At 53.8% G+C, this 17,534-nt stretch carries 19 protein-coding genes and 5 tRNA genes; 5 read left to right on the top strand and 19 right to left on the bottom strand.

Features of this window, described 5'->3' with window-relative positions; translation table 11 throughout:
• Positions 1–3: 3 nt before the first annotated feature.
• The 3 genes from galK to gpmA all read left to right on the top strand — a co-directional run bounded on the left by galK (position 4) and on the right by gpmA (position 3,207).
• Positions 4–1,152, top strand: coding sequence for a galactokinase (galK, locus tag ACWKXX_RS02310; protein WP_023324336.1), 1,149 nt, complete (start codon positions 4–6; stop codon positions 1,150–1,152).
• Entirely contained in the window at positions 1,146–2,189 is a 1,044-nt protein-coding gene (gene galM, locus ACWKXX_RS02305; protein ID WP_045328178.1) for a galactose-1-epimerase, read from the top strand. The genes galK and galM overlap by 7 nt, the downstream gene beginning before the upstream one ends.
• Before the next feature lie 265 nt (positions 2,190–2,454).
• Positions 2,455–3,207, top strand: coding sequence for a 2,3-diphosphoglycerate-dependent phosphoglycerate mutase (gpmA, locus tag ACWKXX_RS02300; RefSeq protein ID WP_006809557.1), 753 nt, complete (start codon positions 2,455–2,457; stop codon positions 3,205–3,207).
• Positions 3,208–3,268: 61 nt separating this feature from the next.
• Here the strand turns inward: gpmA and aroG are convergent, their stop codons facing one another.
• Positions 3,269–4,321, bottom strand: a complete 1,053-nt coding sequence (gene aroG / locus ACWKXX_RS02295; protein WP_003858564.1) for a 3-deoxy-7-phosphoheptulonate synthase AroG — start codon at positions 4,319–4,321, stop codon at positions 3,269–3,271.
• 304 nt (positions 4,322–4,625) lie between these two features.
• Here aroG and ACWKXX_RS02290 point away from each other — a divergent pair, with 304 nt between their 5' ends.
• Entirely contained in the window at positions 4,626–4,985 is a 360-nt protein-coding gene (locus ACWKXX_RS02290) for a protein YbgS (protein ID WP_017384957.1), read from the top strand.
• A 99-nt stretch (positions 4,986–5,084) separates the two neighbouring features.
• Positions 5,085–6,023: a CDF family zinc transporter ZitB gene (gene zitB, locus ACWKXX_RS02285; RefSeq protein WP_015571102.1), complete on the top strand. Its 939-nt coding sequence runs from the start codon at positions 5,085–5,087 to the stop codon at positions 6,021–6,023.
• Here the strand turns inward: zitB and pnuC are convergent.
• The 18 genes from pnuC to cydA form a co-directional block, all read right to left on the bottom strand.
• Complete coding sequence (pnuC, locus tag ACWKXX_RS02280) at positions 6,020–6,739, bottom strand: nicotinamide riboside transporter PnuC (RefSeq protein WP_023303313.1); 720 nt, start codon at positions 6,737–6,739, stop codon at positions 6,020–6,022. The two genes, zitB and pnuC, sit on opposite strands and share 4 nt — an antisense overlap.
• 22 nt (positions 6,740–6,761) lie before the next feature.
• Entirely contained in the window at positions 6,762–7,805 is a 1,044-nt protein-coding gene (gene nadA / locus ACWKXX_RS02275) for a quinolinate synthase NadA (RefSeq protein ID WP_023303312.1), read from the bottom strand.
• A gap of 230 nt (positions 7,806–8,035) precedes the next feature.
• Positions 8,036–8,111 (bottom strand) — tRNA-Lys (locus ACWKXX_RS02270).
• Between the two features lie 31 nt (positions 8,112–8,142).
• A tRNA-Lys gene (locus tag ACWKXX_RS02265) sits at positions 8,143–8,218 on the bottom strand.
• A 41-nt stretch (positions 8,219–8,259) separates the two neighbouring features.
• Positions 8,260–8,335, bottom strand: a tRNA-Lys gene (locus ACWKXX_RS02260).
• Between the two features lie 3 nt (positions 8,336–8,338).
• Positions 8,339–8,414, bottom strand: a tRNA-Val gene (locus ACWKXX_RS02255).
• A 27-nt stretch (positions 8,415–8,441) separates the two neighbouring features.
• Positions 8,442–8,517, bottom strand: a tRNA-Lys gene (locus tag ACWKXX_RS02250).
• A 161-nt stretch (positions 8,518–8,678) separates the two neighbouring features.
• Entirely contained in the window at positions 8,679–9,467 is a 789-nt protein-coding gene (cpoB, locus tag ACWKXX_RS02245) for a cell division protein CpoB (protein WP_003858574.1), read from the bottom strand.
• A 9-nt stretch (positions 9,468–9,476) separates the two neighbouring features.
• The gene (gene pal / locus ACWKXX_RS02240) at positions 9,477–9,998 is read right to left on the bottom strand and encodes a peptidoglycan-associated lipoprotein Pal (protein ID WP_003858578.1); all 522 of its coding nucleotides are present in this window, start codon (positions 9,996–9,998) and stop codon (positions 9,477–9,479) included.
• 34 nt (positions 9,999–10,032) lie between these two features.
• On the bottom strand, positions 10,033–11,325 hold the full coding sequence (gene tolB, locus ACWKXX_RS02235; RefSeq protein ID WP_017384962.1) for a Tol-Pal system beta propeller repeat protein TolB: 1,293 nt from the start codon (positions 11,323–11,325) through the stop codon (positions 10,033–10,035).
• A gap of 100 nt (positions 11,326–11,425) precedes the next feature.
• Entirely contained in the window at positions 11,426–12,655 is a 1,230-nt protein-coding gene (gene tolA / locus ACWKXX_RS02230) for a cell envelope integrity protein TolA (protein ID WP_047063386.1), read from the bottom strand.
• Positions 12,656–12,683: 28 nt separating this feature from the next.
• Positions 12,684–13,112, bottom strand: a complete 429-nt coding sequence (gene tolR, locus ACWKXX_RS02225; RefSeq protein ID WP_003858589.1) for a colicin uptake protein TolR — start codon at positions 13,110–13,112, stop codon at positions 12,684–12,686.
• Between the two features lie 3 nt (positions 13,113–13,115).
• Positions 13,116–13,808, bottom strand: coding sequence for a Tol-Pal system protein TolQ (gene tolQ, locus ACWKXX_RS02220; RefSeq protein WP_003858590.1), 693 nt, complete (start codon positions 13,806–13,808; stop codon positions 13,116–13,118).
• On the bottom strand, positions 13,805–14,209 hold the full coding sequence (ybgC, locus tag ACWKXX_RS02215; protein ID WP_003858593.1) for a tol-pal system-associated acyl-CoA thioesterase: 405 nt from the start codon (positions 14,207–14,209) through the stop codon (positions 13,805–13,807). Before ybgC ends, tolQ begins: the two co-directional genes overlap by 4 nt.
• Before the next feature lie 148 nt (positions 14,210–14,357).
• Positions 14,358–14,648, bottom strand: a complete 291-nt coding sequence (gene ybgE / locus ACWKXX_RS02210) for a cyd operon protein YbgE (protein ID WP_003858596.1) — start codon at positions 14,646–14,648, stop codon at positions 14,358–14,360.
• A complete protein-coding gene (gene cydX / locus ACWKXX_RS02205) occupies positions 14,648–14,761 on the bottom strand; it encodes a cytochrome bd-I oxidase subunit CydX (RefSeq protein ID WP_003858598.1) in 114 nt (37 codons plus the stop codon). Before cydX ends, ybgE begins: the two co-directional genes overlap by 1 nt.
• Before the next feature lie 14 nt (positions 14,762–14,775).
• On the bottom strand, positions 14,776–15,915 hold the full coding sequence (gene cydB / locus ACWKXX_RS02200) for a cytochrome d ubiquinol oxidase subunit II (RefSeq protein ID WP_023303309.1): 1,140 nt from the start codon (positions 15,913–15,915) through the stop codon (positions 14,776–14,778).
• Positions 15,916–15,930: 15 nt separating this feature from the next.
• Positions 15,931–17,499 (bottom strand): cytochrome ubiquinol oxidase subunit I, encoded by a 1,569-nt coding sequence (cydA, locus tag ACWKXX_RS02195; RefSeq protein ID WP_003858601.1) that lies wholly within the window; start codon positions 17,497–17,499, stop codon positions 15,931–15,933.
• Positions 17,500–17,534: the final 35 nt, after the last annotated feature.

Genomic DNA, 17,534 nt, shown 5'->3' with positions numbered 1-17,534 from the left:
AAAATGAGTCTGAAAGATAAAACACAATCCCTGTTTGCTGAAAAATTTGGCTACCCTGCCACCCATGTTATCCAGGCGCCAGGCCGCGTTAATCTGATCGGCGAGCACACCGACTATAACGACGGTTTTGTCCTGCCGTGTGCCATCGACTACCAGACGGTGATCAGCTGCGCGAAACGCGACGATCGTCATGTGCGAGTGATCGCCGCGGATTACGGCAACGAAATTGACGAATTTTCCCTCGATGCGCCGATCGTGACCCACGACAGCCAGCAGTGGTCGAACTATGTTCGCGGCGTGGTGAAGCACCTGCAAAAGCGTAACAAGAATTTCGGCGGGGCCGATCTGGTGATCAGCGGCAACGTGCCGCAGGGGGCGGGATTAAGCTCTTCCGCATCGCTGGAAGTGGCGGTCGGCACCGTGTTCCAGCAGCTTTATCATCTGCCGCTGGACGGGGCGCAAATCGCCCTCAACGGTCAGGAAGCGGAAAACCAGTTCGTAGGCTGCAACTGCGGCATTATGGATCAGCTGATTTCCGCGCTGGGCAAGAAAGAACACGCTTTGCTGATTGACTGCCGCTCCCTCGGGACCAAAGCGGTTCCGCTGCCTAAAGGGGCGGCTGTGGTGATCATCAACAGCAACTTCAAACGCACCCTGGTGGGCAGCGAGTACAACACCCGTCGCGAACAGTGCGAAACCGGCGCGCGCTTCTTCCAGCAGCCAGCCCTGCGTGATGTCTCACTTGATGAATTTAACAAGGTTGCCCACGAGCTGGACCCGGTTGTCACGAAGCGCGTGCGTCATATACTGACGGAAAATGCCCGTACCGTAGAAGCCGCCTCCGCGCTGGCAAAAGGTGACCTGAAGCGGATGGGCGAGCTGATGGCCGAATCGCATGCCTCCATGCGTGACGATTTCGAAATCACCGTGCCGCAAATCGACACCCTGGTTGAAATTGTGAAAGCCACGATTGGCGACAAAGGCGGCGTGCGTATGACCGGCGGCGGATTTGGCGGGTGCGTCGTCGCCCTGGTGCCGGAAGAGCTGGTCCCTGCCATTCAGGACGCGGTGGCTAAACAGTACGAAGCCAAAACGGGCATCAAAGAAACTTTCTATGTCTGCAAAGCATCACAAGGAGCCGGACAGTGCTAAACGAAACACCGACACTCGCACCGGATGGTCTGCCGTATCGCCTGTTAACCCTGCGCAACAGCGCCGGTATGGTGGTTACGCTGATGGACTGGGGCGCAACGTTACTTTCTGCCCGCGTACCGATGCCTGACGGCAGCGTGCGCGAAACCCTGCTTGGCTGCGCATCGCCGGAGCAGTATATCGAGCAGACCGCTTTTCTGGGCGCATCCATAGGCCGCTACGCTAACCGCATCGCCAGAAGCCAGTTTACGCTGGACGGCGTAACGTATTCCCTGCTTGCCAGCCAGGGCGAAAATCAGCTACACGGCGGCCCGGAAGGGTTTGATAAACGTCGCTGGAAGATTGTGCAGCAAAATGACGGTGAGGTCTGGTTCTCTCTGGACTCCCTCGATGGAGACCAGGGCTTCCCGGGCAATCTCACCGCAACCGCGCGCTTCACCCTGACCGAAGATAATCGCATCGCCATTGAGTACCGCGCGACCGTCGATAAGCCGTGCCCGGTCAACCTGACTAACCACGCCTATTTCAACCTTGACGGTAATCAGACCGATGTCCGCAGCCACAAACTCCAGATCCTGGCGGATGAGTATCTGCCGGTCGATGAGATGGGTATCCCTTATCAGGGGCTGAAACCGGTAAGCGGAAATAGCTTTGATTTCCGTCAGCCGAAAACCATCGCCCAGGATTTCCTGAGTGATGACGATCAGCGCAAGGTGAAAGGCTACGACCACGCGTTCCTGTTGCAGGCGAAAGGCGATCTTTCTCAACCTGCCGCACAGGTCTGGTCTGCTGATGAGAAGTTACAGATGACGGTCTACACCACCGCCCCTGCCCTACAGTTCTACTCCGGTAACTATCTGGAGGGTACTACGGCGCGTGAACATGACGCCTACGGCGCCTGGCAAGGACTGGCGCTGGAGAGCGAGTTCCTGCCGGACACGCCTAACCATCCTGAATGGCCGCAGCCGGACTGCGTGCTACGTCCGGGTGAAGAGTACGTAAGCGTCACCGAGTATCATTTCATTCCGCGCGCTTAATGTCCGGCGGCGCACGGGCCTACGAATATAGGCCTGATAAGCGAAGCGCCATCCGGCAAAAAAGACTGGCCCTCATCGCGAGGGCTTTTTTATCTCCGCCTTGCTGAAAATAGCGGCGATCGCAGACAAAATCATAACCCTGGATTCACATGCATCTTACACTCTCGAACTATTTTCGCTATGGTTAGGGTTAAGCGTTGCTGCTGGCACAGTCACGGCAATATAATGAGAATTGTTATCATTCAAAATGCTTGAGGAGTAAGAAATGGCTAATACTAAGCTTGTCCTGGTGCGCCACGGCGAAAGCCAGTGGAACAACGAAAACCGCTTCACCGGTTGGTATGACGTTGATCTGTCCGAGAAAGGCGTGAGCGAAGCAAAAGCGGCAGGTAAACTGCTGAAAGAAGAAGGCTTCACCTTTGACTTTGCTTACACCTCTGTGCTGAAACGTGCCATCCATACCCTGTGGAACGTTCTGGACGAGCTGGATCAGGCCTGGCTGCCGGTTGAGAAATCCTGGAAACTGAACGAGCGTCACTACGGTGCGCTGCAAGGTCTGAACAAAGCGGAAACCGCAGAAAAATACGGTGACGAGCAGGTTAAGCAGTGGCGTCGTGGTTTTGCGGTCACGCCTCCAGAGCTGAGCAAAGATGACGAGCGCTACCCGGGCCACGATCCGCGTTACGCGAAGCTGACTGAGGCTGAACTGCCGCAGACCGAAAGCCTGGCGCTGACCATCGACCGCGTTGTGCCTTACTGGAACGAAACCATTCTGCCACGCCTGAAAAGCGGCGAGCGCGTCATTATCGCTGCTCACGGTAACTCCCTGCGTGCGCTGGTGAAATACCTGGACAACATGGGTGAAGATGAAATCCTCGAGCTGAATATCCCTACCGGCGTGCCGCTGGTGTACGAGTTCGACGAAAACTTCAAGCCAGTTAAACATTACTACCTGGGTAACGCCGACGAAATCGCTGCAAAAGCGGCGGCCGTGGCGAACCAGGGTAAAGCGAAGTAATATTCGCCGGACATAAAAAAAGCGTGGAGCAATCCACGCTTTTTTATTGCCCGGGACAAACTTAGCCGCGACGCGCTTTAACCGCATCCGCCAACTGACGCAGGATCGCATCGGTATCGTCCCAGCCAATGCAGGCATCCGTCACGCTCTTACCGTAGACCAGCGGCTCACTGCCCTCCAGGTTCTGGTTGCCTTCCACCAGATGGCTCTCAATCATCACCCCAATCACTGCGCGTTCACCGCTGGCGATTTGCTGACACACATCTGCGCCGACTTCCATCTGCTTTTTGAACTGTTTGCTGGAGTTGGCATGGCTGAAATCGATCATCACCTGCGGTGCCAGACCCGCTTTCTCCAGCCCTGCTTTTACCTCCGCTACGTGTTTAGCACTGTAGTTAGGCTCTTTACCGCCGCGCAGTATAATATGGCAATCGCCATTACCGCTGGTATTCACGATAGCGGAGTGGCCCCACTTGGTCACCGACAGGAAGCAGTGCGGCGCGCCAGCCGCATTAATGGCGTCAATAGCGACTTTAATGGTGCCATCAGTGCCATTTTTGAACCCCACCGGGCATGACAGGCCAGACGCCAGCTCACGGTGAACCTGAGATTCCGTCGTACGCGCGCCAATAGCGCCCCAGCTCATCAGGTCAGCCAGATACTGCGGGGTGATCATATCGAGGAATTCTCCGGCAGCAGGCAGCCCGCTGTCGTTGATCTCCAGCAGCAGCTTACGCGCAATGCGCAGGCCGTCGTTGATCTGGAAACTGTTGTCCATATGCGGATCGTTGATCAACCCTTTCCAGCCCACGGTGGTACGCGGTTTTTCGAAATAAACGCGCATCACGATTTCCAGTTCGCCTTTCAGCTCTTCACGCAGGGCGAGCAGACGGGACGCATACTCTTTGGCCGCAGCAGGATCGTGAATGGAGCACGGCCCAATGACCACCAGAAGACGATCGTCGCTACCTTTCAGGATCTTGTGGATCGCCTTGCGGGCATGAGACACCGTGTTGGCGGCATTTTCGGTGGCGGGGAATTTTTCAAGGAGCGCTACGGGAGGTAATAACTCATTGATCTCTTTAATGCGTAAATCGTCGTTCTGATAATTCATCTTCTTTCCGGCTCTGCCATATCTTTAGTAATGAAAGCAATCCTTTCAATCTAACTTGTCGGCCACGAAGTGTAAACGGGCTTTTACACTTCGCGCAGATAATTCCTGGAATTCGCCTAAAATACACAACAAAATAGCGAAAAATGAGATCTGGCCTAAGCTTTTTACTTGTAACGACTGTTTTTAAATATTTATACGCGATTCCATCCTGACATAAATCAGGAAACTGGGATCTTTCGCCACTGAACAAGATGCACTGTTGGAGAATGTTATCCAGCGTAACGATAAGAACAGGAGCACCATGATGAAAATGACGAAACTGACTACGCTTTTCCTGACGGCAACCCTTACTCTGGCAAGCGGTAGCGTACTGGCTGCTGACGCAGGCTCATCCGGCAGCAACGGCGACGCGAATGCCGCTGCCGAAGCAGGCCAGGTTGCGCCGGATGCAAAACAGAATATTGCGCCAAACAATGTTGATAACAGTAATATCAACACGGGCAATACCAACACCGGCGGGACGAGCACAGGCACGATGAACCATGAGGGTATGACCACCGACGAGGTTCATAAAAACTCTGTGTGTAAAGACGGGAAATGCCCGGACCCGAATGACAAAGTAGGCAGCGATGCCAATACCAAAACGGACGGTACTACCCAGTAACCTTCCGTAAGGTAAAACAGGGAGAGCGAATGCTCTCCTTTTTTATTTAAGCTCTTAAAAACGCTACACTAAAAATAATAATAAATCAGGAACGATACCATGGCGCACTCCCACTCCCATTCCCACTCCACTGGCGATGAAAATGCCAAACGGCTTCTGCTGGCTTTTGGCGTCACTGCCACCTTTATGATAATTGAGGTAACAGGCGGGCTGATATCCGGATCGCTGGCGCTGCTGGCCGATGCCGGGCATATGCTGACCGACGCTGCCGCGCTCCTGTTTGCTCTGCTGGCCGTGCAGTTTGCCCGTCGCCCTCCCAATACTCGCCACACCTTTGGCTGGCTCAGACTGACCACGCTTGCCGCCTTTGTGAATGCGATTGCACTGGTGGTCATTACTCTTCTTATCGTCTGGGAGGCTTTTCAGCGCTTTCGGCATCCACAACCGATAGCCGGGACGACAATGATGGTTATCGCCATTGCCGGGTTGGTCGCCAATATTCTGGCGTTCTGGATATTGCACCGCGGCAGCAGTGAAAAAAATCTGAACGTACGGGCCGCGGCGCTTCATGTGCTGGGCGATCTGCTGGGTTCCGTAGGGGCCATCGTAGCCGCGCTGATCATTATGGGCACGGGCTGGACTCCCATCGACCCGATTCTTTCCGTGCTGGTATCGTGCCTTGTATTACGCAGTGCCTGGCGGCTGTTGAAAGAGAGCGTCAATGAGCTGCTGGAAGGCGCTCCCACGTCGCTGGATATTGGCGAGCTAAAACGCAATCTGTGTCGTTCCATTCCTGAAGTCCGTAACGTTCACCACGTTCACGTCTGGCTGGTGGGTGAGAAACCGCTTATGACGCTGCACGTTCAGGTTATTCCGCCCCACGATCACGATGCGTTGCTTGAACGTATTCGGCACTTCCTTGAGCATCACTACGAAATTGCGCACGCCACCATCCAGATGGAGTATCAGCCATGTAACGGGCCAGACTGTCACCTGAACGAGGCGCAGTCCGGCCACTCACACGCCCATCACCATTAACGGGAAAGCGCGCGCGAGCCACGCTCACGCGCGCTGTTAATCCACATGCGGCTACCGTTCAGGGCAATGACCGTCAGCAGCATGTACTCCAGCGACATGGCATAAACACCCTGGCGGGCAAAAATCACCACGCTAATGACGTTGATGACCACCCACAGCAGCCAGTTCTCAACGTATTTACGGGTCATCAGGATCATTGCGGCAATCGACAGTACCATCATGCAGGAATCCCAGAACGGGAAGGCATCCGGCTGAAGCTCAGCCATCGTCACGTTTAATCCCAGACCCGACATGACCGAGACCGCCACGCGCGTCAGGAAGGCAAATACCGGATCAATAAAGACGGTCATAAAGCCGATAGCTACCACGCAGGCCGCGAACCAGGTGATGGCTTTTGGCAACGGCAGCCAGCGGATTTGCAGTTCCGCCTCCTGCTGACTGTTTTGCCGAGACCAGGCGTACCAGCCATAGATATTGGCTGCGAAGAAGAACAGCTGTAGAAGCAGGCTGGCGTAGAGCTGGATCTGGAAAAAGATGATCGCAAACAGCGTGACGTTTATCAGCCCGAACGCATAGTTGCTGATCTTCTCAAGGCTGGCCAGCCAGATACAGAGTAAACCGGCCAGCGTACCCACCGCTTCAATCCACGACAGGTCATAGCCGCCCGCACCAATCGGGATATGAACCAGGATGTTCTGTGTGCTAAAAAAATCCATTTTTTCTCCGGGGCGTAATAAGTTAAGTACGTAGTGTAGCCGCAAAATCCAGCATACGGTTAAGTGGAATTAACGCGCCTTCACGCAGAGCGGCATCCACGTGGATCTCATGCGCTGCGCCACCGTTTTCCAGCCCCTCCGCAATCGCTTTGAGCCCATTCATCGCCATCCACGGGCAATGCGCGCAGCTTCGGCAGGTCGCCCCTTCTCCGGCGGTCGGCGCTTCGAGCAACGTTTTTTCCGGCACGGCCTGCTGCATCTTGTAGAAGATACCGCGATCGGTCGCCACAATGAGCTGCTTGTGTGACAGGGTTTTCGCAGCATGAATGAGCTGGCTGGTTGACCCGACGGCATCCGCCATGTCGACGATGGACTGCGGGGATTCCGGGTGCACCAGAATCGCGGCGTCTGGGTATAACCCTCTCATGCGCGTCAGGGCCTGGGTCTTAAACTCGTCGTGAACGATACAGGCGCCCTGCCAGCACAGCACATCCGCACCGGTTTGTTTTTGTACATAGTTTCCCAGGTGACGATCGGGCGCCCAGATGATTTTCTCCCCCAGGCTGTCCAGATGCTCAATCAGCTCAACGGCGATACTGGAGGTCACTACCCAGTCTGCCCGGGCTTTCACCGCCGCAGACGTGTTGGCATAGACCACCACGGTACGATCAGGGTGGGCATCACAGAAGGCGGTGAACTCATCAATCGGGCAACCGAGGTCAAGGGAGCATTCGGCATTCAGCGTCGGCAACAGTATGGTTTTTTCCGGGCTGAGAATTTTTGCCGTTTCGCCCATGAAGCGCACACCTGCAACCAGCAGCGTGGAGGCAGGATGTTTTGCACCGAAACGCGCCATTTCCAGGGAGTCTGAGATACAGCCGCCCGTCTCTTCTGCCAGCTGCTGAATTTCCGGGTCGGTGTAGTAATGCGCCACCATCACCGCATCACGCTCTTTAAGCAGGCGCTTAATTTTTTCACGATAGAACTGTTTTTCATCCCGGCTTAGCGGAGCGGGCTTCGGCGGGAAGGGATAGATTGCGGTTTCGGGATCAAACATCACACTCATTATGGCTTCTCGTTTTACTGGCTTAACAATATTGCCTTTGTTTTGCATGAGATAACAAAAATGAGGCAATGGTGTTTTGTATACTAAACAAGATAGCGAATTTGAGGGGGAATGTCATCGGGAATTGATGCCGGTAGCATCTGTCGGGTGGCGGCTTCGCCTTACCCGACCTATAAGGCACTGGCGAACGACAGATAGCAAAAAGGCGCCTTTAGGGCGCCTTTCAACACTGGTGGGTCGTGCAGGATTCGAACCTGCGACCAATTGATTAAAAGTCAACTGCTCTACCAACTGAGCTAACGACCCCTTGCGGGATGTACTTCAAATCTATTCAGGCTGGTGGGTCGTGCAGGATTCGAACCTGCGACCAATTGATTAAAAGTCAACTGCTCTACCAACTGAGCTAACGACCCGTTCGGGTGTTGCCTGAATTATCACTCGGAACCAATAAAATTGGTGGGTCGTGCAGGATTCGAACCTGCGACCAATTGATTAAAAGTCAACTGCTCTACCAACTGAGCTAACGACCCGAGTGGTGGGTGATGACGGGCTCGAACCGCCGACCCCCTCCGTGTAAAGGAGATGCTCTACCAACTGAGCTAATCACCCACTCTGTACTGCCAGAACTGCTTTAAGTGGTGGGTCGTGCAGGATTCGAACCTGCGACCAATTGATTAAAAGTCAACTGCTCTACCAACTGAGCTAACGACCCACTTTTGCGCTGCTTTCACGTTGTTTGATATCCCGTGGCAACGGCGGCATATATTACTGATTTAAGAATTCTGCGCAACAAAAATTTCGATGAAGATCACTTAACTGCTTAGGAATCATGCTGCACGACCAGAAATGACGCGATTTCTGGTCATGCGATAATCAACCCATCGAACTTAAACGTTTTTGCGCTTGTTTGGCGCCGTCTGTACCCGGGAATTTTGCAACCACCTGCTGATAAACCGCTTTGGCTTTTGCAGTGTCGCCTTTGTCCTGCATGATCACGCCGACTTTATACATCGCATCAGGCGCTTTCGGTGATTTCGGGTAATTTTTCACCACAGAGGCAAAATAAAACGCCGCATCATCCTTTTTACCCTTGTTGTAATTCAACTGACCCAGCCAGTAGTTCGCATTTGGCTGGTAAGTGGAATCAGGGTACTTCTTAACGAAGTTCTGAAACGCAACGATAGCATCGTCCTGGCGCGATTTGTCCTGCACCAGGGCAATGGCCGCGTTGTAGTCCGTATTCGCGTCACCGCTCTGTACAGGCGCACCAGACGACGCGGAGGCATCTGCCGCAGGTGCAGGCGTTGCCGCACCGCTTTGATCGCCTGCTGCTGGCTGTGCTGCTGCTCCGCCGCTGTTAAGGCTATCCATCTGCAACAAAATTTGCTTCTGGCGCTCCACAACCTGATTAAGCTGATACTGACTCTCCTGGATCTGACCACGAAGGGAATCAATATCATTCTGGTTATCGGAAAGCTGCTGCTGGAGTTGAGTTAAAAGCTGGCTGTGAGCGTTAGAAATACGCTCGAGTTGAGTGACCCGGTCTTCTACCGAGCCTGAGCCGACACTACTGATTGGTGCCTGAGCAAAAGCGGCCCAGGGGGCCGCTATTCCAACCAGTAACGACAGACTCATCAGATGATGTCTGAAGTTACTGCTCATGCAATTCTCTTAGTAAACGAGTACGGCACGACGGTTTTTGGAGTAAGCCGCTTCGTCGTGACCCAGTACTGCTGGTTTTTCTTTACCGTAAGAAACGATGGAGATCTGGTCAGCAGAAACGCCTTTACCCTGGAGGTACATTTTAACAGCGTTTGCACGACGTTCACCCAGGGAGATGTTGTACTCCGGAGTACCACGTTCGTCCGCATGACCTTCTACGGTGACTTTGTAAGACGGGTTGCTACGCAGGAAGTTTGCGTGCGCATCCAGCATTGCAGCGAAGTCAGAACGGATGTCGTATTTATCCAGATCGAAGTAAACGATGTTGTTCTGCTGTAACTGCTGCATCTGAAGACGCGCTTGCTCTTCAGAAGACATATTGCCATTGCCGTTAGCGTCCATACCGGTGCCGGCACCCATCATGCCTTCGCCGCTCTGGTCATTGCTTGCGTTCTTGTTAGAAGAACACGCTGCGATTGCCATAACAGGCAGAGCGATCATCAGCCCCTTCAGCACTTTGTTCAGTTGCATTTCTAAGATTCCTTTAGTAATCAATTAATTATTATTACAGATACGGCGACCAGGCAGGTGATTTTACCTGTCCATCAGTTGCCGGAAGACGCGCTTTGAAACGCCCATCTGTAGAAACCAGATTCAGCACGGATCCCATCCCCTGAGAAGAGCTGTAGATTACCATGGTGCCGTTAGGTGCCAGACTTGGCGTTTCATCCAGGAACGTTGACGACAGTACTTGTACGCCCCCCGTTACCAGATCTTGTTTGGCAATGTGCTGCTGACCACCCGCAGTACTGACCATTACCATTGTTTTACCATCGGCACTGACGTCAGCATCCTGGTTCTGAGAACCTTCCCAGGTAATACGCTGCGCTGCTCCGCCGTTGATATTCACTTTATAAACTTGTGGACGACCTGCCTGGTCAGACGTAAAGGCCAGATTCTGGCTGTCCGGGAACCAGGTTGGCTCAGTGTTGTTGCTACGACCATCCGTGACCTGACGGATCTGACCAGAACCAATATCCATCACGTACAGGTTCAGGCTACCGGTTTTAGACAGGGCAAACGCCAGTTTGGTACCGTCCGGAGAGAACGCAGGCGCACCGTTGTGACGCGGGAATGACGCAACCTGACGCACAGCACCGTTAGAGAGCGTCTGGATAACCAGCGCGGAACGGCCGCTTTCGAAGGTCACGTACGCCAGCTTAGAGCCGTCCGGAGACCATGCCGGAGACATCAGCGGCTGTGGTGAACGGTGTACGGTGAACTGGTTGTAGCCATCGTAATCAGAGACGCGCAGCTCATAAGGGAACTGGCCGCCGTTGGTCTGTACTACGTACGCGATACGAGTACGGAACGCACCTTTAATACCGGTCAGCTTCTCAAACACTTCGTCACTCGCCGTATGGCCTGCGTAACGCAGCCACTGCTTGTTCACCTTATACGTGTTTTGAGCCAGAACGGTACCCGGCGCACCGCCGGTATCCACCAGCTGATAAGCGACGTTATAGCCGCCGTCTGGCGCAGGAGTAACCTGTCCGACAACCACGGCATCAATACCCAGTGCAGACCATGCAGCAGGTTGAACTTCCTGAGCGGTACCCGGCTGCTGCGGCAGACGAGAACGATCTAAGGGGTTAAATTTACCGCTGTTACGCAGGTCAGCTGCAACAATGCCGCCAATGTCTTCAGGCGCAGCGCCCGGGCCTGCCCACTGGAACGGAACGACACCGATTGGACGCGCTGAGTCGTTCCAGTCGGTAATGTCGATGCTTACTGTGGCATGCACTGCTGACGTCAACAGTACTAAAAAACCAAAAGCTAATCGTAATGCCTGCTTCATCATATCTCCCTTATCCGAACAATAAGTCCTGGATAATTTAGCAGAAGGTTAACAAACTCAAATACACAAAACTATCAGAACCCGATAACCGCAGCTCTGCTTATGGCTTAAAGTTCAGCGAAGCGTCTTTGAACACTTCATAGACAGCCTGTGACGGAGGTTTTGGCAGTTTTGCCTGATTCACTGCCACAAGTGCAGCCTGGCATAATGCGTCATCGCCTCCTTCAGACTCAACGCTCAGCACGGTACCATCAGTATGCAGTTTAATATGCAGTCTGCATGTTTTCCCTGTATACAATGATTTATCGTTAAGCCTGCTGGATATAGCCGCAGCAATCTGGTTCTTGTAGTCGTTAATCTCAGCGCCAGAAGCACCGTTGTTCTTAGTGTTACCGCTTCCCGCCGGGGCTGCATTACTCCCTTTTGCCCCACCGCCAGTTTTCGGCGCATTCTTACCAGAACTCAGGTCGCCAATGATATCGTCAGCGGTGGCTGCTTCAGCGGCAGCTTTTTCAGCAGCGGCCTTCCTGGCAGCGGCTTTTTCAGCGGCAGCTTTCTTGTCGGCTGCGGCTTTTTCGGCAGCAGCTTTTTTATCAGCCGCAGCTTTTTCAGCGGCAGCCGCTTTTTCAGCCGCTTTCTTCGCAGCATCGGCAGCAGCTTTCTTCTCTGCTTCCTGAGCGGCTTTCTTCGCGGCTTCTGCTTCCGCTTTCTTCTGGGCATCAGCAGCGGCTTTCTTCGCAGCTTCTGCTTCCGCTTTCTTCTGGGCATCAGCAGCGGCTTTCTTCGCAGCTTCTGCTTCCGCTTTTTTCTGAGCATCAGCAGCGGCTTTCTTCGCCGCGTCAGCCGCTAATTTCGCCTGTGCGTCAGCCTGCGCTTTTGCATCAGCCGCGGCTTTGGCTGCCGCCTCTTCCGCCTGCTTCTGCTGTTCCTGCGCCTTCTTCGCAGCGGCTTCAGCCTGCTTCTGCTGCTCTGCCTGCTCTTTCGCCGCTTCCTGCGCCTGCAAACGCTCTTTCTCTAGCTGCTTCAGACGTTCCTGCTCAGCGGCCTGCTTTTCACGCAGCTCTTCCGCCTGCTGTTGCGCCTGTTTTTCTCGCTGCTCTTCAGCACGTTTAGAGCTCGCCTGCTGCTGTTGCTGACGATTATAGTTCTGAACGATCGCACCAGGATCCACCATAACGGCGTCGATGGAGGACCCCCCACCGCCGCCTGATGCATCAAGGTGCTCATCGAACGAACTCCAGATCAGCGCTGCAAAAAGAATTACGTGCAGCACTGCGGAGACGATTATCGCTCGCTTAAGCTTGTCGTTCTGTTCGGTTGCCTTTGACACTATCGGTTCCCAAAAACTACGCAGATGATCAAATAGGCTGAGTCATTAAGCCAACTGACTTAACGCCCGCGCTATGTAGCAAGTTCAGCGCTTTGATAATTTCATCATATGGTACGTCTTTCGCACCACCGATTAAGAAGACCGTCTTCGGATTTGACTCCAGGCGTCGTTGCGCTTCAGCAATAACCTGCTCTGGCGGAAGCTGATCCATACGATCTTTCTCTACCACCACGCTGTACTGCCCTACGCCGGAAACCTCAATGATGACCGGAGGATCGTCATTGGTGCTTACCGCCTGTGATTCTGTCGCATCCGGCAGATCAACTTCCACGCTCTGGGTGATGATGGGCGCCGTCGCCATAAAGATCAGCAGCAGCACCAGCAGCACGTCCAGTAACGGAACGATATTGATTTCGGACTTGAGCTCGCGACGACCTCGTCCACGCGATCTGGCCATGGTTTACCCCTTGTTGCTCTCGGTGCTGGTAAACGCCTGACGATGCAGAATCGCGGTGAACTCTTCCATAAAGTTGTCGTAGTTCAGTTCCAGTTTGTTCACGCGCTGGTTCAGACGGTTGTACGCCATTACCGCCGGAATTGCGGCGAACAGACCGATTGCGGTCGCGATCAGTGCTTCTGCGATACCCGGCGCAACCATCTGCAACGTTGCCTGCTTCACCGCCCCAAGGGCGATAAAGGCGTGCATGATCCCCCACACCGTACCAAACAGGCCGATATACGGGCTGATGGAGCCAACGGTTCCGAGGAAAGGAATATGCGTTTCAAGATTTTCCAGTTCGCGGTTCATGGAGATGCGCATCGCACGCGACGCTCCTTCTACCACGGCTTCCGGCGCATGGCTGTTAGCGCGATGTAAGCGAGCGAACTCTTTGAAACCGCTATAGAAAATTTGTTCGGAGCCTGAAAGGTTATCACGGCGTCCCTGGCTTTCCTGGTACAGACGAGAAAGCTCAATACCCGACCAGAACTTATCTTCAAACGCTTCGGCTTCGCGGCCAGCGGCATTGAGGATACGCGTTCTCTGGATGATGATGGCCCAGGATGCGATTGAAAAACCAATCAAAATCAACATGATAAGTTTAACCAGAAGGCTTGCCTTCAGGAACAAATCAAGGATATTCATGTCAGTCACTGCTTAAACTCCGCGACAATAGACTTAGGAAGCGCACGAGGCTTCATTATGGTTGGATCAACACAGACAATCAGGACTTCAGCTGAGTTCAGTACCGTATTCTCTGCATTGACTATCCGCTGCGTGAAAACCAGTGAAGTTCCGCGCATTGATGTAATTTCTGTTTGAACTTCGAGCATATCGTCGAGTCTGGCAGGCGCAAAATACTCAAGCGTCATCTTGCGTACCACGAAGGCAACTCGCTCAGCCAACAGCACCTGTTGACTAAAGTGATGATGGCGCAGCATCTCTGTGCGTGCCCGTTCATAAAAAGCAACGTAGCTGGCGTGGTAGACCACACCACCGGCATCAGTATCTTCGTAATAGACACGTACCGGCCATCGAAACAGCGTTGTATTCACTTTACATCCCGGTAATACAAGAAAAGTTGGAGCTTTCAAACTTCGCTACTATACGCGCGGGAATGATGGTTTGGAATGGGGGAAAGTAAACGGAGAGTAAATTTTTATGGGCCAGGGTAAGCCCATAACGTTAACGGACATTTCTTATTCAGAAGAAGAAGAAAATCAAACCGGCGAGGAGAACCAGATCGGCAATCAGTGGGCAGAAGATGCCCTGCCAGTGAAGCGCTTTCGGACGAAAGCCGACACCGTGAATCACGCCTGCGCACACCGCCCACATAATCAGGAAGCCGTGCCAGATTTCAAGCTCGCTGGTTTTCGCCGCGAAGCGCGACGGGTCCCAGAAGATACAGCCTGCCAGCAGTAATGCCATAATGAGGGAAAGCGCCCTCAAAGGGCGCTTATCCATTACCGCATATAACGTTGCGATAATATTCATTAGTGCTTTTCTTCACCTGCTTTGGTCGCTTCTACATGCTCAAGCGCCAGGGCAGTGATGACACCAAACGCACAGGCAAGAAGCGTCCCTAAAATCCATGCGAAATACCACATATTCAGCTCCTTACTTAGTACATAGAGTGGGTGTTGCTTTCGATATGTTCTTTAGTGATACGACCGAACATTTTCCAGTAACACCAGATGGTGTAAGCCAGAACAATCGGAACGAACACGCAAGCAACATAGGTCATTAAGTTAAGCGTCATATGGCTGGACGTTGCATCCCACATGGTCAGGCTGGCATTCATCATGGTGCTGGATGGCATCACGAACGGGAACATCGCAATACCGGCCGTCAGGATGATGCACGCCAGCGTCAGGGAAGAGAATACGAACGCCAGAGCGCCTTTCTCCAGACGAGACGTCAGCACGGTCAGCAGTGGCAGCAGCACACCCAGAGCCGGGATAGCCCACAGCACAGGGGTATTGTTGAAGTTCACCAGCCATGCACCGGCCTGACGCGCCACCTCTTTGGTCAGCGGGTTAGACGGCGCAGCATGGTTGATAGCAGACGTCACCACGTATCCATCAATACCATACACCACCCACACGCCTGCCAGCGCGAAGCAGACCAGCGTCACCAGCGCCGCCACCTGAGCGGTAGCGCGGGAACGCAGGTGCAGTTCACCTACGGTACGCATCTGGAGATAGGTTGCGCCCTGGGTGATGATCATCGCCACGCTCACCACGCCTGCCAGCAGACCAAACGGATTCAGCAGCTGGAAGAAGTTACCGGTGTAGAACAGACGCATATATTCGTCGACGTGGAACGGTACGCCCTGCAACAGGTTACCAAACGCCACACCAATGACCAGCGGTGGAACGAAGCTACCGATGAAGATGCCCCAGTCCCACATGTTACGCCAGCGGGTGTCTTCAATCTTGGAACGGTAGTCGAAACCCACCGGACGGAAGAATAAAGAAGCCAGCACCAGAATCATCGCCACATAGAAGCCGGAGAACGCAGCCGCGTAGACCATCGGCCAGGCAGCGAACAGCGCGCCGCCTGCGGTGATCAGCCACACCTGGTTACCGTCCCAGTGCGGGGCGATGGAGTTGATCATGATTCGACGCTCGGTGTCATTACGACCGAGGAAACGGGTGAGCATGCCCACGCCCATGTCGAAACCATCGGTGACCGCGAAACCAATCAGCAGAACACCGATCAGCAGCCACCAGATAAAACGCAATACTTCATAATCGATCATTTGATGACTCCTGTCTTAGCGTGCCGGCTGAGTAGTCGCAACAGACTGCTCGTAGTGGTAGCGACCGGTTTTCAGGCTGCTTGGGCCAAGGCGCGCGAACTTGAACATCAGGAACAGTTCAGCCACCAGGAACAGGGTGTACAGACCGCAAATGAGCAGCATGGAGAAGATCAGGTCGCCTGCGGTCAGGGAGGAGTTTGCTACCGCTGTTGGCAGCACCTCACCGATCGCCCACGGCTGACGGCCATATTCCGCAACAAACCAGCCGGACTCGATAGCAATCCATGGCAGTGGGATACCGTACAGCGCGGTGCGCAGCAGCCATTTTTTCTCACCGATACGGTTACGAATGACTGACCAGAACGAGGCCGCGATGATCAGCAGCATGATAATGCCGCAACCCACCATGATGCGGAACGCGAAGTACAGCGGCGCAACGCGTGGAATAGAGTCTTTGGTTGCCATCTGGATCTGCGCTTCCGTCGCGTCGGAGACGTTCGGGGTATAGCGTTTCAGCAGCAGACCGTAACCGAGGTCTTTCTTCACGTCGTTAAATTGATCGCGAACGGCCTGGTCGGTAGAGCCGGCGCGCAGCTGTTCCAGCAGCGAGTAAGCTTTCATCCCGTTACGGATACGCTCTTCATGCTGCACCATCAGATCTTTCAGGCCAGTCACCTGTTTGTCGACGGAGCGCGTGGCGATAATACCCAGCGCGTAAGGAATTTGAATGGCGAAGCGGTTTTCCTGCGCTTCCTGGTCAGGCACACCGAACAGGGTAAACGCTGCCGGTGCCGGCTGGGTTTCCCATTCAGCTTCAATTGCGGCGAGTTTGGTTTTCTGCACGTCGCCCATTTCGTAACCGGATTCATCACCCAGAACAATAACGGACAGAATCGCGGCCATACCGAAGCTTGCTGCGATAGCAAAAGAACGCTTGGCAAAGGCGAAGTCGCGGCCGCGCAGCATATAGTAGGAGCTGATGCCCAGCACGAACATCGCGCCGCACACATAGCCAGACGCCACGGTGTGAACGAATTTAACCTGAGCAACCGGGTTCAGGACCAGCTCAGCGAAGCTGACCATCTCCATACGCATGGTTTCGAAGTTGAAATCAGATGCGATTGGGTTTTGCATCCAGCCGTTCGCCACCAGGATCCACAGTGCGGACAAGTTGGAGCCTAATGCCACCAGCCAGGTTACCGCCATATGCTGGACTTTACCCAGACGGTCCCAACCGAAGAAGAACAGACCTACAAAGGTGGATTCGAGGAAGAAGGCCATCAGACCTTCAATGGCCAGCGGCGCACCGAAAATATCCCCCACATAATGGGAATAGTAAGACCAGTTTGTCCCGAACTGGAACTCCATGGTCAGACCGGTTGCCACGCCCAGCGCAAAGTTGATACCAAACAACTTGCCCCAGAACTTGGTCATATCTTTATAAATCTGTTTGCCGGAGAGGACGTAAACCGTTTCCATGATGGCCAGCAGGAACGCCATACCGAGCGTCAGCGGCACAAACAGGAAGTGGTACATCGCGGTCAAGGCAAACTGTAAGCGCGACAGTTCGACTACGTCTAACATTATGACTCCTTGCTCATCGCATGAAGACTCCGAGA

The organism is Enterobacter sp. UPMP2061 (assembly GCF_053709615.1).
This window is presented reverse-complemented; position numbering and strand designations above follow the sequence as displayed.

Excerpts from the sequence above, each read along its gene's own strand:
- tolB (WP_017384962.1), bottom strand. The coding sequence starts at position 11,325 with ATGAAGCAGGCATTACGATTAGCTTTTGGTTTTTTAGTACTGTTGACG.
- cydA (WP_003858601.1), bottom strand. The coding sequence starts at position 17,499 with ATGTTAGACGTAGTCGAACTGTCGCGCTTACAGTTTGCCTTGACCGCG.
- nadA (WP_023303312.1), bottom strand. The coding sequence starts at position 7,805 with ATGAGTGTGATGTTTGATCCCGAAACCGCAATCTATCCCTTCCCGCCG.
- cydB (WP_023303309.1), bottom strand. The coding sequence starts at position 15,915 with ATGATCGATTATGAAGTATTGCGTTTTATCTGGTGGCTGCTGATCGGT.
- aroG (WP_003858564.1), bottom strand. The coding sequence starts at position 4,321 with ATGAATTATCAGAACGACGATTTACGCATTAAAGAGATCAATGAGTTA.
- galK (WP_023324336.1), top strand. The coding sequence starts at position 4 with ATGAGTCTGAAAGATAAAACACAATCCCTGTTTGCTGAAAAATTTGGC.
- ACWKXX_RS02290 (WP_017384957.1), top strand. The coding sequence starts at position 4,626 with ATGAAAATGACGAAACTGACTACGCTTTTCCTGACGGCAACCCTTACT.
- zitB (WP_015571102.1), top strand. The coding sequence starts at position 5,085 with ATGGCGCACTCCCACTCCCATTCCCACTCCACTGGCGATGAAAATGCC.
- gpmA (WP_006809557.1), top strand. The coding sequence starts at position 2,455 with ATGGCTAATACTAAGCTTGTCCTGGTGCGCCACGGCGAAAGCCAGTGG.
- pal (WP_003858578.1), bottom strand. The coding sequence starts at position 9,998 with ATGCAACTGAACAAAGTGCTGAAGGGGCTGATGATCGCTCTGCCTGTT.
- cydX (WP_003858598.1), bottom strand. The coding sequence starts at position 14,761 with ATGTGGTATTTCGCATGGATTTTAGGGACGCTTCTTGCCTGTGCGTTT.
- ybgE (WP_003858596.1), bottom strand. The coding sequence starts at position 14,648 with ATGAATATTATCGCAACGTTATATGCGGTAATGGATAAGCGCCCTTTG.
- tolR (WP_003858589.1), bottom strand. The coding sequence starts at position 13,112 with ATGGCCAGATCGCGTGGACGAGGTCGTCGCGAGCTCAAGTCCGAAATC.
- cpoB (WP_003858574.1), bottom strand. The coding sequence starts at position 9,467 with ATGAGCAGTAACTTCAGACATCATCTGATGAGTCTGTCGTTACTGGTT.
- pnuC (WP_023303313.1), bottom strand. The coding sequence starts at position 6,739 with ATGGATTTTTTTAGCACACAGAACATCCTGGTTCATATCCCGATTGGT.